The following is a 12,618-nucleotide window of genomic DNA, read 5'->3' on the forward strand; positions in this document are numbered from 1 at the left end:
GATTGAGAACCGGATGACGGCGAGCGAATAAGTCTGGATCGAAAACGATCCGGTCAGGTCAGAAGCGGAAGCCGACGCCTGCGCTCAGCACCCACGGATCGAGCTGGTGCTTGGTTTTCAGCAGCAGCGTGTCGTTCGCGTCGTAGAAGCTGGCAGTCGGTTTCACGAAGTACTTTTTCGCATCCAGGCTGACGATCATTCCCTTGTCGTTGACCGGGATATCGAAGCCACCCTGAAGCGCGACACCGAACGAATTCGACATCTTCACCCGCGTGGCTCCGAGGGCGGTCGTTGCATCGGGGCCGGGCCGTTCATCGATCACGAAGAACACCGTCGGGCCAACGCCGACATAAGGCTTAACCGGGCCGGCATCGAGGTGATACTTGAGCGTGATCGTGGCGGGCAGGATCATCACGTGATCGACCAGACGCGCACCGTCGAGGTCACCCGTGCCGTTCACATGGTGGCTGGTAAGGCAGCAGATCGTTTCGACCGAGATGGCATCGTTGACGAAGTATTCCGCGGCAATTGTGGGAACGACATTGTCGTTGGCAGTCGTGTCGAATGTCACACCGGTCAGCGCAGTAGCAATGGCCGGATCCATGCTTTCAACCTTGTCGATCTTGCCGTCGGGGAGGACGGCAGTGGCCATTACCTTGACCTGAATCTTGCCGCCGTCTGCGGCGGCGGCCGGCTGGCTGGCGAGTGCCGCCACGGCGAAACCGGCGGCTGCAAAATAGGCTTTCATATTCACTGTCCTACACAGCAGTGGCCACCCCGTGCGGCCAAGGATTGTTGCTGCGTTGGAGGCCCAATGGCCCCATCCGGCAGAGTTGTAGTTGACCTATGTCAATGAACGTCGCGGAAGTTTCGATCAGTTCGCTGATCTATCGACAACAGTCATATCTGCATTTCACAGCATGAATCGACCTGACATCCTGTCTCCGGGCGAGCCGGAAATCGACGCGGTTACCGCGCAATGCTTCGTGCGATTCGAAGAAGCGTTCGGCACGCGTGGATTCGCATGGGATGTGCAGGCTCAGATCATGTCGCTGGGAAAAGCGATCGAAATCGGCAAAGGCAAAAGCGCGGCTATTTTTTCCGACGAGGACTCGCTTGTGTTCCTTGCCGAAGGGGCCTGCAAACTGGTCGCATGGGCTGCGCTTGATCGGGCGCAGGTTTTGTCGTTTCACTTTGCAGGCGATCTGGTTTCGGTGCCTGCACGGGCAGAGCATGAATATGGTCTCATCGCGCTCACGCCCTCGCAGATATTATCGTTTCCTACCCGCCGGTTTCTGCAGGCGGTGAACGAAGAATCGAAGTTGTTGGTCGAACTGCACCGCCGGACCGATGCCGCATTGGCTGAATGTCGCGACGATTCGGTAGGGCTGGGCCGCAAAACGGCTCAGGAACGGGTTGCCAGGCTGTTAATGCAGATGGCTGGGCGAATTGGCGTTGCCAGCGATAATGAGGTGCTGATAGAGCTACCTATGTCGCGCGGCGATATTGCCGATAGTCTGGGGTTGACCATTGAAACGGTTAGCCGCCAGTTTGGCGAACTTCGTGATGCAGGCCTGATCGAGACCGGGGGGCGATCAGGTGTGCGTGTGCTGGACCCCGAGGCACTGTTGCAACGTGCGGGCCCCACTTGCCCGCGTGTATGACTTTTTCAGTCTAATTGACCCAAATCAATCAATCGGTGCGCGAGGGCGATTAGGGCGCGAGCGCAGGAGGAACCCGAACGATGCAAGCTACACTCGGAAGGATCGGACTTTGGTTCGCGATCCTATTGTTGGCGATCATGGCGATCGCCGGGGCGCAAGACAGTGGATTCGCCATCCAGATGACGATCGTGGGGATCGCGGCGTTCATCGCGATGGTTGCGACCGCGCGCGCGCACGATCCGCTGGCGACCAAAACCGGCATGTTCAAATTGCCGGATGGGCCGGAGGTGTACGACGATGCGCCAGTTCGGTGGGGCGTTATCGCCACCGTCTTCTGGGGCATGGCCGGGTTCCTCGTGGGGGTGGTGATTGCGCTGCAGCTGACCTTCCCGCAGCTTAATCTCGAACCATATCTCAATTTCGGGCGCCTCCGTCCGCTGCACACCAGTGCGGTGATTTTTGCGTTTGGCGGCAATATCCTGATCGCGACGAGTTTTTACGTCGTTCAGCGCACCTGCCGCGCACAACTTGCATTTCCCAAGCTCGCGCGGTTCGTTTTCTGGGGCTACCAACTCTTCATCGTGCTGGCTGCGACGGGCTATCTGCTGGGTATTACGCAGAGCAAGGAATATGCCGAACCTGAATGGTATGTCGACTGGTGGCTGACGGCTGTCTGGGTTGCTTATCTGGTGGTGTTCGTCGGCACGATCGTGAAGCGTAAAGAGCCGCATATCTATGTGGCCAACTGGTTCTACCTCGCCTTCATCCTGACCGTGGCGATGCTCCACGTGGTCAACAATATCGACCTTCCTGTCAGCGTTCTCGGCTCCAAGAGCTATCCGCTGTTCGCCGGTGTGCAGGGCGCGCTGGTGCAGTGGTGGTATGGCCACAACGCTGTAGGCTTCTTCCTCACCGCTGGCTTCCTGGCGATGATGTATTACTTCGTGCCGAAGCAGGCCGGTCGTCCGATCTACAGCTATCGCCTGTCGATCATTCACTTCTGGGCGCTGATCTTCCTCTACATCTGGGCCGGTCCTCACCACCTTCACTATACCGCGCTGCCCGACTGGGCGCAGACGCTGGGCATGGTGTTCTCCGTGATGCTGTGGATGCCAAGCTGGGGCGGGATGATCAACGGCCTGATGACGCTGAACGGCGCATGGGACAAAGTCCGCACCGATCCGATCATCCGTATGCTGGTGATGAGCGTGGCATTCTACGGCATGAGCACGTTCGAAGGCCCGATGATGAGCATCAAGAGCGTCAACAGCCTGAGCCACTATACCGACTGGACCATTGGCCACGTGCACTCCGGTGCGCTGGGCTGGAACGGGATGATCAGCTTCGCAGCGGTTTACTTCCTGACGCCGCGCCTGTGGAAGCGGGAACGCCTCTTCAGCCTGCGGATGGTCAACTGGCACTTCTGGCTCGCGACTGCCGGTATCGTGTTCTACGCCGGTTCGATGTGGGTGGCTGGTATCACTCAGGGCCTGATGTGGCGCGAATACGGGCCGGACGGCTATCTCGTGAACTCCTTCGTGGAAACGGTGGCTGCGCTGCACCCGATGTATGCCCTGCGTGCAATCGGTGGCGTGCTCTACCTCTCCGGCGCAACGCTGATGGTCGTGAACGTCTGGATGACGATCAAAGGCAGGCAGCGTGAGGAAGCTCCGATGACGAGCGCGCCTTACGACGCCGAACTCGACCGCCCGATCGTTTCCGCACCCGCACTTGCGGCGCAGGAGGCCTGAGCCATGAGCATGATTAGTACTCACAAGAAGATTGAACGTAACGTCACGGTTCTGGCCGGGTTGGCCTTCATTACGGTAACCATCGGCGGCATCGTGGAAATCGCGCCTCTGTTCTGGATCGACAATACGATCGAGAAAGTGGACGGTATGCGGCCCTATACTCCGCTGGAGCAGGCCGGTCGGGACATCTATGTGCGCGAAGGCTGCTATGTCTGCCACAGCCAGATGATCCGCCCGTTCCGCGACGAGCAGGAACGCTATGGCCATTATTCTCTGGCAGCGGAATCGATGTACGATCACCCGTTCCAGTGGGGTTCCAAGCGTACCGGGCCGGATCTGGCGCGTGTCGGTGGGCGTTATTCGGATGCGTGGCACGTACAGCACCTGACCAACCCGGAAGCAGTGGTGCCGGACTCGGTTATGCCGAAGTATGGCTTCCTTGCGGATACGGACCTCCACGTTGCGGATATGAAAGCCAACCTGACGGCTCTCAACCGCGTCGGTGTTCCCTATACCAAGGCAGATATTGAAAAGGCCGATACCGATCTGATGGCACAGGCCGATCCGAATGCCGATGCCGGCGATCTGGAGAAGCGGTATCCCAAGGCGCAGATCCGCGATTTCGACGGCAATCCTGACCGGGTGACCGAAATGGATGCGCTGATCGCATATCTTCAGGTGCTGGGCACGCTGGTCGATGTCAACGCACCGGCCGCGCAGGAAGAGCTGGCGAAGGAAAAGGGCCGATGAACCCGCACTCCACCTACGAAGCGCTGCGGCATCTGGCGGATAGCTGGGGCCTGATAGCGATGTTCTTCGTGTTTGCTTTCCTTTGTGCCTGGCCGTTCCGGCCCGGTGCCAAGCATAGCAACGACGAAGCGGCCAACCTCATCTTCAAGGACGAGACCGATGGCGAATAAGCGTATCGACGAAGCCACACAGACCGAAACCGTTGGCCACGAATGGGACGGGATCGAAGAACTTAACACGCCGCTGCCGCGCTGGTGGTTGTGGTCCTTCTATGGCTGTATCGCTTTCGCGATCGGTTATATGATCGTCTATCCGGCGATCCCGATGGTTCACAAAGCGACCGAGGGCACTTTGGGCTGGTCGAGCCGGGGGCAACTGGCGGAAGAGATGAAAGCGGCGGATGCTGAGCGTAGCGAAGTGCGGGCCAAAATCGCTGCGGTCGATATCGTCAAGCTGCCTGAGCAGCCCGACCTGATGGCGCAGGCCGTCGCGGGCGGTGCGGCGGCTTTCAAGGTCAATTGCGTACAGTGTCACGGTTCGGGCGCAGCGGGCAGCCAGACTCTTGGATATCCCAATCTGAACGACGACGACTGGCTGTGGGGTGGGGATATCAAGACGATCGAATATACGATCACCCACGGTATCCGTCAGGCAAATGACGACGATCTGCGTCAGAGCGCGATGCCGCCATTTGCCGGGGTGTTCGACCCGCAACAGCTCGATGCGCTGGCCACCCATGTCCTGTCGCTGAGCGGCAAGGCCAAACCCAACGCGCAAGGTGCACAGATATACGCCGATAACTGCGTCGTCTGTCACGGCGACAAGGGGCAGGGCGACCGCACTGTGGGCGCGCCGCGCCTTGCGGATGCAATCTGGCTCTATGGTGGCACTAAAGCCGACATTGAAAAGCAGATCCTGAATCCGCGTATGGGCCAGATGCCGCATTGGGGTGGTCGCCTCGATCCGGTGACTATCAAGATGCTGGCCGCATATGTGTACTCGCTGGGGGGCGGGGAGAAAATCGCACAGACCACAACCCCTGAACCAGTGAAGCAGGACGATGGACAGCCCCAACAATAGCACCGACACGGTCGAACAACCGGTAAGCGCCGCTTCGGCGAAGCCTTCGGACTTCACGAAGCGGCACGACCCGCCGCGCGAACCTGCGCCGGTAAAGCTCTACGAGAAACGCCGGGCGGTTCATAACAAGCGGATCGATGGGCCTTTCCGTCGTTTCAAATGGTTCGTGATGCTCGTCACGCTGGGCATCTATTACATCACACCGTGGATCCGGTGGGATCGTGGGCCTTATGCGCCGGATCAGGCAGTGCTGGTCGATCTGGCCAATCGCCGTTTCTACATGTTCGGCATCGAAATCTGGCCGCAGGAATTCTATTTCGTCGCAGGCTTGCTGATTATGGCGGGGATCGGGCTGTTCCTGGTCACCAGTGCCGTGGGCCGCGCGTGGTGCGGCTATGCCTGTCCGCAAACCGTGTGGACCGATCTGTTTCAGCATATCGACAGGTTCGTCGATGGCGATCGCAATGCCCGGATGCGGCTCGATGCCGCACCGTGGACGTGGGGCAAGGTTTTGCGCCGTGGATTCAAATGGACGATCTATCTCGCCATTGCATTCTGGACCGGCGGTGCATGGATCATGTATTTTGCCGATGCACCGACGCTGACACATGATTTCTGGACGGGGCAGGCTGCTCCGGTCGCCTATGCCACTGTCGCCATCCTTACAGCGACCACATTCGTTCTTGGTGGTTTCATGCGCGAACAGGTGTGCATTTATATGTGCCCCTGGCCGCGTATCCAGACGGCGATGCTCGACGAAAAATCGCTGATCGTCACGTACAAGGACTGGCGCGGCGAACCGCGTGGCAGTGTGAAGAAGGCCGCCAAGAACCCCGGCGAATTCGGGGACTGCATCGATTGTACGCAATGTGTGCAGGTATGCCCGACCGGAATCGACATTCGCGAAGGACCGCAGATTGGCTGTATCACGTGTGCGCTCTGTATCGACGCCTGCGACAAAGTGATGAAGGATATCGGCCGTCCGCGCGGTCTGATCGATTATGCAACGCTGGAAGACTGCAAGCGCGAAGCTGCCGGCGAGACGCCGCGCCCTGCCTGGAAAACGCTGCTGCATCCGCGCACGGTGATCTACTTCGGCATCTGGGCGGCAATCGGGCTGGGCATGTTGTTCCTGCTCGGCACGCGCAGCCATACCTCTATTTCCGCTGCGCCCGACCGGAACCCTCCATATATGCTGATGAGTGACGGGGCGCTTCGCAACTCGTACACAGTGAAGCTACGGAATATGGAAAGCCGCCCGCGCAAGATGGAAGTCGTGATCGACGGGCTGCCGGGCGCGAAAATGTGGACCGGCACAATGGATTATGCCGATGCCAAACGGAAACTCGTCATCGACGTACCGCCGGATGAGACGAAGGCGCTGCGCGTGTACGTGATCTCTCCGCCCGATACGAAGGCGCAGGATTTCCACTTCGGCGTCACATCGCTCGATCCGCAAAAGGAAACCGATCAGGCAGAGGCACGCTTTACCGCGCCGGGAGACTCCGAATGACACAGCAGAAACAGGAACGTGTGCGCGGTCAGTTCACTGGCTGGCACATCTTCGCGATCCTGGTGGTGTTTTTCGGGGTCGTGGTTGGCGTGAACGTGTTGATGGCCCGTTTCGCCCTGTCGACGTTCGGCGGGGTCACGGTCGAAAACTCCTATGTTGCCAGCCAGCATTTCAATCGCTGGCTGGACGAAGCGGCGAAGGAGAAGGCACTGGGATGGTCTGCCGATGTCGTGCGTCGGGAAGACGGGCGGCTGGAAATCACGCTGTCCGGGCCGGGGGATGGGGTGGTGGTCACCGCTGAAGCATGGCACCCCCTGGGCCGCGAAGCAGACCGGATGGTGGCATTCGATCTCGCCAGCGCAGGGCATTTCGTGTCACGCGAAGCTCTCCCTGCGGGCCGTTGGACGCTACGTCTCAAGGTTGAACAGGGCGGCGATATGTGGCGTGAGGAAGTCGCGCTGCAATGAACGTGCATCGCCCGCTCGATCCGCAGACATGCGAACGCACCGTGCTCGCTGTGCCCGGAATGCACTGCGCTGGATGCATGAGCAAGATCGAGCGCGGGCTGGCCGATGTTCCGGGGATCGCTTCGGCACGGGTCAACCTGTCGGCGCGGATGGTCACGGTCGATCACGATCGCAAGATGAGCGACCGCGACCTTGTCGGCGCGCTGGAGAATATCGGCTTCGAAGCGCAGCCGCGCCATAACGAATTCGAACGCAACCCATCGGCGGTGAAGCCGCTGCTGGCGCCGCTGGCGGTGGCGGCATTTGCGGCGATGAACGTGATGCTGCTGTCGGTCAGCGTATGGTCTGGCGCGGAAGGCAGTACACGCGAACTGTTTCACTGGATCAGCGCAGCGATTGCCGTGCCTGCGGTTGCCTTCGCCGGGCGTCCGTTCTTCTCGTCCGCATGGAGCGCGCTGCGCAAACGGCGCACCAATATGGACGTGCCGATCTCTATCGGCGTGGTGATCGCCACCGGGTTGAGCGTTTACGAAACCGTCGTTGGCGGCGCTGATGCGTGGTTCGATGGCGCTTTGATGTTGCTCACTTTTCTGCTGGCGGGCCGGGTGCTCGACGCGATGATGCGCGATCGGGCGCGGCGCGGGGTCGATGCCCTGCTGGCGCAGGCACCTCAGGGAGCAATGGTAATCGGGGCGGATGGAACGCCTCAATGGATGGCTGCTGACGCGATCGAAGTGGGGATGACGATCCGTGTCGCAGCAGGGGAGCGGCTGGCGGCCGATGGCGATATTATCGCCGGGGGTAGTCGGTTCGACCAGTCGCTCCTTACTGGGGAAAGCGCGCCTGTCGCGGCGGCCAGCGGCGACGGAGTTTTTGCCGGTACGCTTAATCTCGACAGCCCGGTCGATGTCACGGTGACAGGGACGGGGCAGGATACGACACTGGCGGAAATCGCCCGCCTGATGGAAGCCAGCGCGCAGGACCGTAGCAAATATGTCCGCCTCGCAGATCGGGCCGCGCGTCTTTATGCCCCGGCGGTACACTCGCTGGCCGCGTTGACGGTGATCGGCTGGCTGATTGCCGGTGCGGGGATTTATCACGCGCTGGTCTATGGCGTTGCCGTGCTGATTATCACGTGCCCCTGCGCGCTGGGGCTGGCGGTGCCGGTGGCGCAAGTCGTTGCCAGCGGATCGCTGCTGCGCGCGGGTGTGATGGTGAAGGACGGTTCGGCATTCGAACGTCTGGCCAAGATCGATCGTGCGTTGTTCGATAAGACGGGTACGCTTACGTGCGGGCAGGCTCTGCCCGATCCGGCGGTAATGGCCAGCCTGCCTGACGATGCCGCAAACATCGCCTATGCCCTTGCAAGCCACAGCCGCCATCCGTTGTCGCGCGGCATCGTGCGGGCACTGGCATCGCGCGCATCCGCCGTTACGATTGAACAGGTTGCCGAACGCCCGGGCGAAGGTGTGTTCGGTACGTTCGAAGGTATGCCGGTGGCGCTGCGTCGTCCTCAAAATGCGGGGGGTAGTGCGGTCGAATTGCAGATCGGATCGCGGCCAGCGGTGTTGATTCCGTTCGCCGACCGGTTGCGTCCCGATGCACGCGCCGCGCTCGACCGCCTGTCGCAAGATGGCGTAGTCAGTTCGATCCTGTCGGGCGACAACGCCGCCGCTGTCGCAGAGGTGGCCCGCGAATTGAGGCTGACAGCACAGGCGAAGGCTTCGCCGCAGGACAAGCAGGAGGCGATCGGTCGCCAGCGGGCATCGGGCCATACGGTGCTGATGGTGGGCGACGGGTTGAACGACGGGCCTGCACTGGCCGCGGCCGATGTCTCTATGGCGCCGGGCGGGGCCAGCGAAGTCGGGCTGCAAGCCGCCGATTTCGTGTTCGTGCAGGATTCGCTGCTGGCTGTGCCGCGCGCGGTGAAGACAGCACGGGCAACGATGCGGGTGGTCAAACAGAACTTCGCGCTGGCCATTACGTACAATATCTTCGCCGTTCCGCTGGCGATGGCGGGGATGGTCACACCATTGATCGCTGCGGTTGCGATGTCGGGCAGTTCGTTGCTGGTGATCGGCAATTCGCTGCGGCTGGCAAGGGCGGCGCGATGAACGGGCTGCTGATCCTGATCCCGATTGCGCTGTTTCTTGGCCTGATCGGACTGGGGGCCTTTTTCTGGGCACTGCGGAATGGCCAGTTTGAAGACCCGGATGGTTCCGCAGCCCGCATTCTGTTCGATGACGATGGGGACGAGATCAAATGAGCGGTCAGCTTGCCATTACTGCTATCGTCGCGTTGATTCCGGCCATCGTCGGCCCCGCTCCGGCGGATGGGGAAGCGGCCAGCGGCGGGCTGATCGCGCAATTGTGCAATGGCGGCACGATTTCGATCCCGGTGAACGGCCAGCCACTGCCACCCGCCAGCCAGCCGTGTTGCGCCAAGGGGTGCCATTCGAGCGAGCGCAAGCGCAAGCAATTTGATCCAGCGCAAAGTAACGACTGATCGAATCGCATAACGGGGCAGCATGTATTGGCCCCATTATCCTGAATTGTTGGCGACTCCGGTCCCGCGCTACACCAGTTTCCCCACTGCGGCGGAGTTTCGCCCCGGCATCGGTCCGGCAGATATGGCGGAAGCGATCGGCAACGCGCGTGGCGACATCTCGCTCTACGTCCACATTCCGTTTTGCGAGAAGATCTGCTGGTATTGCGGTTGCAACACGGCCGCTGCCAACCGGGCGCAACGGCTCGCCAGCTATATGGATGCACTGTACGCGGAAATCGCGCTCGTTGGTACGATGCTGCCCGCAGATGTGCGGATCGCGCGGATCGCATTCGGCGGTGGCAGTCCGAATGCGCTGGCCCCGGCTCAGTTCGAACACCTGTTCGCCCAGCTTCGCGACCATCTGCCGCTGGTGGCCGATCCGGTGGTTTCCATCGAGCTCGACCCCCGGTCGCTGACAGACGATTGGGGCGATACGCTACGCCATATCGGTGCCACTCACGCCAGCTTGGGTGTGCAGACTTTCGCCCCGCATTTGCAGGAAGCGATTGGCCGGGTGCAGCCGCAGGAAACCATCTCCCGCAGTGTGGAACTGCTGCGAGATGCAGGGATTACTTCGCTCAACTTCGATCTGATGTATGGCCTGCCGGGGCAAACATGGGACGATCTGGCTGAAAGCCTCGCTCTGACGGTTCAGCATCATGCCGACCGGATCGCGCTGTTCGGATATGCTCACGTCCCGCATATGTTGCCGCGGCAGCGGCGCATCGATGACAGCCAGTTGCCGGGTCAGGAACCGCGGTTCCATATGGCGGAACGTGGCTATGCCTTTCTAACGGGCGCAGGTTATCGCGCGGTGGGTTTCGATCACTTTGCCTTACCGGGCGACCCGCTGGCGCGGGCGGCTGAGGAAGGGCGGTTGCACCGCAACTTTCAGGGCTTCACCGACGATGCATCCGAAGTGCTTCTGGGCATCGGAGCATCTGCGATCAGCAGTTTCCCCGGTCTGTTGGCGCAGAATGAAAAGAACACTGGCCGCTATCGCATGATGCTGTCGCAGGGGCGGCACCCGGCCACGTTGGGTGTGCATCGTGCGACTGCTGATATGCGGCGCGGCGATGCGATTGTCGCATTGCTTTGCCACGGCAGGGCGAATGTCGGTGGTCTGCTTGATCCCGATACCCGCGAACGACTTGAACCGTTTCTGGCGCGTGATCTGGCCCGGATCGATGGACGGTTGCTGACCATCGCTGACCACGCAGTGCCTTATGCGCGCAGTATCGCCGCAGTGTTTGACCCTTACAGGATCGCTTCGACGCGTAAGTTCAGCACGGCGATTTGATTGGGTTCTACCGTTGGGGCACCAAGGCGGCGCGGGGCCTAATCACACCGCCAGCGCGCTAGTTCAGCGGGACCGTCTATGATGGTTCCGGCACTGCCGACGGGTTCGTGTGAGCCGTCCGTCAGAAATGCGATGGTTTCAGTATCGCTCCCCGGCACAGTCGCCAGTGTCCGTGCGCCGTCGTCAGTGCGGGCGACGATGGTTCCGCGTTCCGGCTGGCCATCGCGGCCGTAGAACACGGTATATGTTTCGATGGTCGCTGCGCCGCGATGATCGGTATTTACCGGCGGAACTGGTCCGCGCCGGGCATCCGCCTGTTCCTGCACCGAAAATTCCTGCGGGAACCGGGCCGATGGCAGAGGGGCGGAGGACACAGCGATGGCGTGGTTATGCGTGGCATATCCCCCGTTGGCGAACAACAATCCAGTACCGCCCCCGCTGCGTAAGCGCTCCACCATACAGGCGAGCGGGTGGCTCATATAATTGCCGATCGGGCCACCGCCGAAGGTCAGGCCGCCAAACACAGTGATATCGCGATCATCCGGCCAGCCGAGCACGCGGCGCGCCATTTTGGGCACGCACGGGAAGCACGAATACAACTCCACATGATCGAGCATGTCTGCGGTCAGCCGGTTGAACGCCAGTGCATGGGAAATCGCCGCTGCCATTCCGGGCGATGAATAGTAGTCCGCTCTGGCCAATATATCGCCCGGTTCGTGCGCGGCGGCCCCCATCCCGACATAGATGAGGTGGCTTTCGGGCACGCCGCGCCGCCGTGCCTCTGCCAGGCTGGTGACGATAAACCCAGCCCCCTGATTCACGCTGGCGTTGGCGACCTGCAGCTTGGTGTAGGGAAAGGCAATCGGGCGATTGGCGGGGCCGGGGGTGATGATCTCCGCGCTGGTTTTCGCATCGTGCAGCCATGCCGATGGTGCTTGCGCCGCCACTTGCGACATGCCCGCCCACAGCGCGCCGCTTTCCGTCTGCCCTTCCGCAAGAGTCTGGCCGAGATGAGCGCGCAGAGCATTTTCGTAGAGCGGATAAACGTCGGTCGGAACGATAAGCCCATGACTTTGCGCGTACCCCAGTCGTTGCCGGTGTGCCGCATTACGCAAGGCGTCGTGACGTTTCTCTTGCAGCGCAGCGCGCTTTGCAGCGGTGCGGAGCGCTTCGCCGCCCGTGATCGCGCAGATCAGCGCTTCGCCGCGGGCGATGCGATTGGCCGCTTCGTTCAGCCACAACATGGGGCTGTCCCCACTGGGGGTTGCTGTTTCGTACAAATGAGCCGGGGCGGCGCCAATCCCTGCGGCGACGTGCTGGGCCACGGGGTTGAGATCGGGGAACGATATCTGGCTGACGATAGCCAGAGAATCCGCCGATGCCAGCCAGTCGCCGCCGCCTGCATCGCGCTCCGCGGCGTTCAGCGCGGCGATCATCAGTCCGGCCGAGTCGAGCCCGGTAAGGGGATCATCGGGTCGGTCTTCGACCTGACCCACGCCAACGATAACGGGTGTCCTCTCATCCATGTTTGCAACATTCGCGTGGT

Annotated in this window: 13 protein-coding genes; 11 read left to right on the forward strand and 2 right to left on the reverse strand. The window is 61.1% G+C overall.

Annotation, left to right across the window (positions count from 1 at the left end; genetic code table 11):
- Positions 1-58 precede the first annotated feature (58 nt).
- Positions 59-748 carry an OmpW/AlkL family protein gene (locus tag D6858_RS08305; protein WP_120108951.1) on the reverse strand — a complete coding sequence of 230 codons (690 nt, stop codon included), beginning with the start codon at positions 746-748 and terminating at the stop codon, positions 59-61.
- 172 nt (positions 749-920) lie between these two features.
- Here D6858_RS08305 and D6858_RS08310 point away from each other — a divergent pair, with 172 nt between their 5' ends.
- The 11 genes from D6858_RS08310 (at position 921) to hemN (ending at position 11,072) form a co-directional block, all read left to right on the forward strand.
- On the forward strand, positions 921-1,664 hold the full coding sequence (locus D6858_RS08310; RefSeq protein WP_133305263.1) for a Crp/Fnr family transcriptional regulator: 744 nt from the start codon (positions 921-923) through the stop codon (positions 1,662-1,664).
- Positions 1,665-1,744: 80 nt separating this feature from the next.
- Positions 1,745-3,415, forward strand: coding sequence for a cytochrome-c oxidase, cbb3-type subunit I (gene ccoN, locus D6858_RS08315; RefSeq protein WP_120108955.1), 1,671 nt, complete (start codon positions 1,745-1,747; stop codon positions 3,413-3,415).
- Positions 3,416-3,418: 3 nt separating this feature from the next.
- Positions 3,419-4,165 (forward strand): cytochrome-c oxidase, cbb3-type subunit II, encoded by a 747-nt coding sequence (gene ccoO / locus D6858_RS08320; RefSeq protein WP_120108957.1) that lies wholly within the window; start codon positions 3,419-3,421, stop codon positions 4,163-4,165.
- Entirely contained in the window at positions 4,162-4,335 is a 174-nt protein-coding gene (locus D6858_RS08325) for a cbb3-type cytochrome c oxidase subunit 3 (protein WP_102153630.1), read from the forward strand. The genes ccoO and D6858_RS08325 overlap by 4 nt, the downstream gene beginning before the upstream one ends.
- Positions 4,325-5,245, forward strand: a complete 921-nt coding sequence (gene ccoP, locus D6858_RS08330) for a cytochrome-c oxidase, cbb3-type subunit III (protein ID WP_120108959.1) — start codon at positions 4,325-4,327, stop codon at positions 5,243-5,245. The genes D6858_RS08325 and ccoP overlap by 11 nt, the downstream gene beginning before the upstream one ends.
- Positions 5,226-6,758: a cytochrome c oxidase accessory protein CcoG gene (gene ccoG / locus D6858_RS08335; protein ID WP_120108961.1), complete on the forward strand. Its 1,533-nt coding sequence runs from the start codon at positions 5,226-5,228 to the stop codon at positions 6,756-6,758. The genes ccoP and ccoG overlap by 20 nt, the downstream gene beginning before the upstream one ends.
- Entirely contained in the window at positions 6,755-7,225 is a 471-nt protein-coding gene (locus tag D6858_RS08340; protein WP_120108963.1) for a FixH family protein, read from the forward strand. The genes ccoG and D6858_RS08340 overlap by 4 nt, the downstream gene beginning before the upstream one ends.
- The gene (locus D6858_RS08345) at positions 7,222-9,339 is read left to right on the forward strand and encodes a heavy metal translocating P-type ATPase (protein ID WP_120108965.1); all 2,118 of its coding nucleotides are present in this window, start codon (positions 7,222-7,224) and stop codon (positions 9,337-9,339) included. Before D6858_RS08340 ends, D6858_RS08345 begins: the two co-directional genes overlap by 4 nt.
- Entirely contained in the window at positions 9,336-9,491 is a 156-nt protein-coding gene (ccoS, locus tag D6858_RS08350) for a cbb3-type cytochrome oxidase assembly protein CcoS (RefSeq protein WP_120108967.1), read from the forward strand. Before D6858_RS08345 ends, ccoS begins: the two co-directional genes overlap by 4 nt.
- Positions 9,488-9,730 carry a hypothetical protein gene (locus D6858_RS08355; protein WP_120108969.1) on the forward strand — a complete coding sequence of 81 codons (243 nt, stop codon included), beginning with the start codon at positions 9,488-9,490 and terminating at the stop codon, positions 9,728-9,730. The genes ccoS and D6858_RS08355 overlap by 4 nt, the downstream gene beginning before the upstream one ends.
- Before the next feature lie 49 nt (positions 9,731-9,779).
- Complete coding sequence (gene hemN, locus D6858_RS08360) at positions 9,780-11,072, forward strand: oxygen-independent coproporphyrinogen III oxidase (protein WP_338067284.1); 1,293 nt, start codon at positions 9,780-9,782, stop codon at positions 11,070-11,072.
- Positions 11,073-11,110: 38 nt separating this feature from the next.
- On the opposite strand, the gene D6858_RS08365 is transcribed toward hemN, so the two are convergent.
- Positions 11,111-12,598, reverse strand: a complete 1,488-nt coding sequence (locus D6858_RS08365) for an acetyl-CoA acetyltransferase (RefSeq protein ID WP_120108973.1) — start codon at positions 12,596-12,598, stop codon at positions 11,111-11,113.
- Positions 12,599-12,618: the final 20 nt, after the last annotated feature.

The sequence above is a fragment of the Tsuneonella suprasediminis genome, assembly GCF_003605755.1.
Classification (GTDB): domain Bacteria; phylum Pseudomonadota; class Alphaproteobacteria; order Sphingomonadales; family Sphingomonadaceae; genus Tsuneonella; species Tsuneonella suprasediminis.

Excerpts from the sequence above, each read along its gene's own strand:
- D6858_RS08355 (WP_120108969.1), top strand. The coding sequence starts at position 9,488 with ATGAGCGGTCAGCTTGCCATTACTGCTATCGTCGCGTTGATTCCGGCC.
- ccoN (WP_120108955.1), top strand. The coding sequence starts at position 1,745 with ATGCAAGCTACACTCGGAAGGATCGGACTTTGGTTCGCGATCCTATTG.
- ccoO (WP_120108957.1), top strand. The coding sequence starts at position 3,419 with ATGAGCATGATTAGTACTCACAAGAAGATTGAACGTAACGTCACGGTT.
- D6858_RS08345 (WP_120108965.1), top strand. The coding sequence starts at position 7,222 with ATGAACGTGCATCGCCCGCTCGATCCGCAGACATGCGAACGCACCGTG.
- ccoS (WP_120108967.1), top strand. The coding sequence starts at position 9,336 with ATGAACGGGCTGCTGATCCTGATCCCGATTGCGCTGTTTCTTGGCCTG.
- D6858_RS08325 (WP_102153630.1), top strand. The coding sequence starts at position 4,162 with ATGAACCCGCACTCCACCTACGAAGCGCTGCGGCATCTGGCGGATAGC.
- D6858_RS08310 (WP_133305263.1), top strand. The coding sequence starts at position 921 with ATGAATCGACCTGACATCCTGTCTCCGGGCGAGCCGGAAATCGACGCG.
- D6858_RS08340 (WP_120108963.1), top strand. The coding sequence starts at position 6,755 with ATGACACAGCAGAAACAGGAACGTGTGCGCGGTCAGTTCACTGGCTGG.
- ccoG (WP_120108961.1), top strand. The coding sequence starts at position 5,226 with ATGGACAGCCCCAACAATAGCACCGACACGGTCGAACAACCGGTAAGC.
- ccoP (WP_120108959.1), top strand. The coding sequence starts at position 4,325 with ATGGCGAATAAGCGTATCGACGAAGCCACACAGACCGAAACCGTTGGC.
- D6858_RS08365 (WP_120108973.1), bottom strand. The coding sequence starts at position 12,598 with ATGGATGAGAGGACACCCGTTATCGTTGGCGTGGGTCAGGTCGAAGAC.
- D6858_RS08305 (WP_120108951.1), bottom strand. The coding sequence starts at position 748 with ATGAAAGCCTATTTTGCAGCCGCCGGTTTCGCCGTGGCGGCACTCGCC.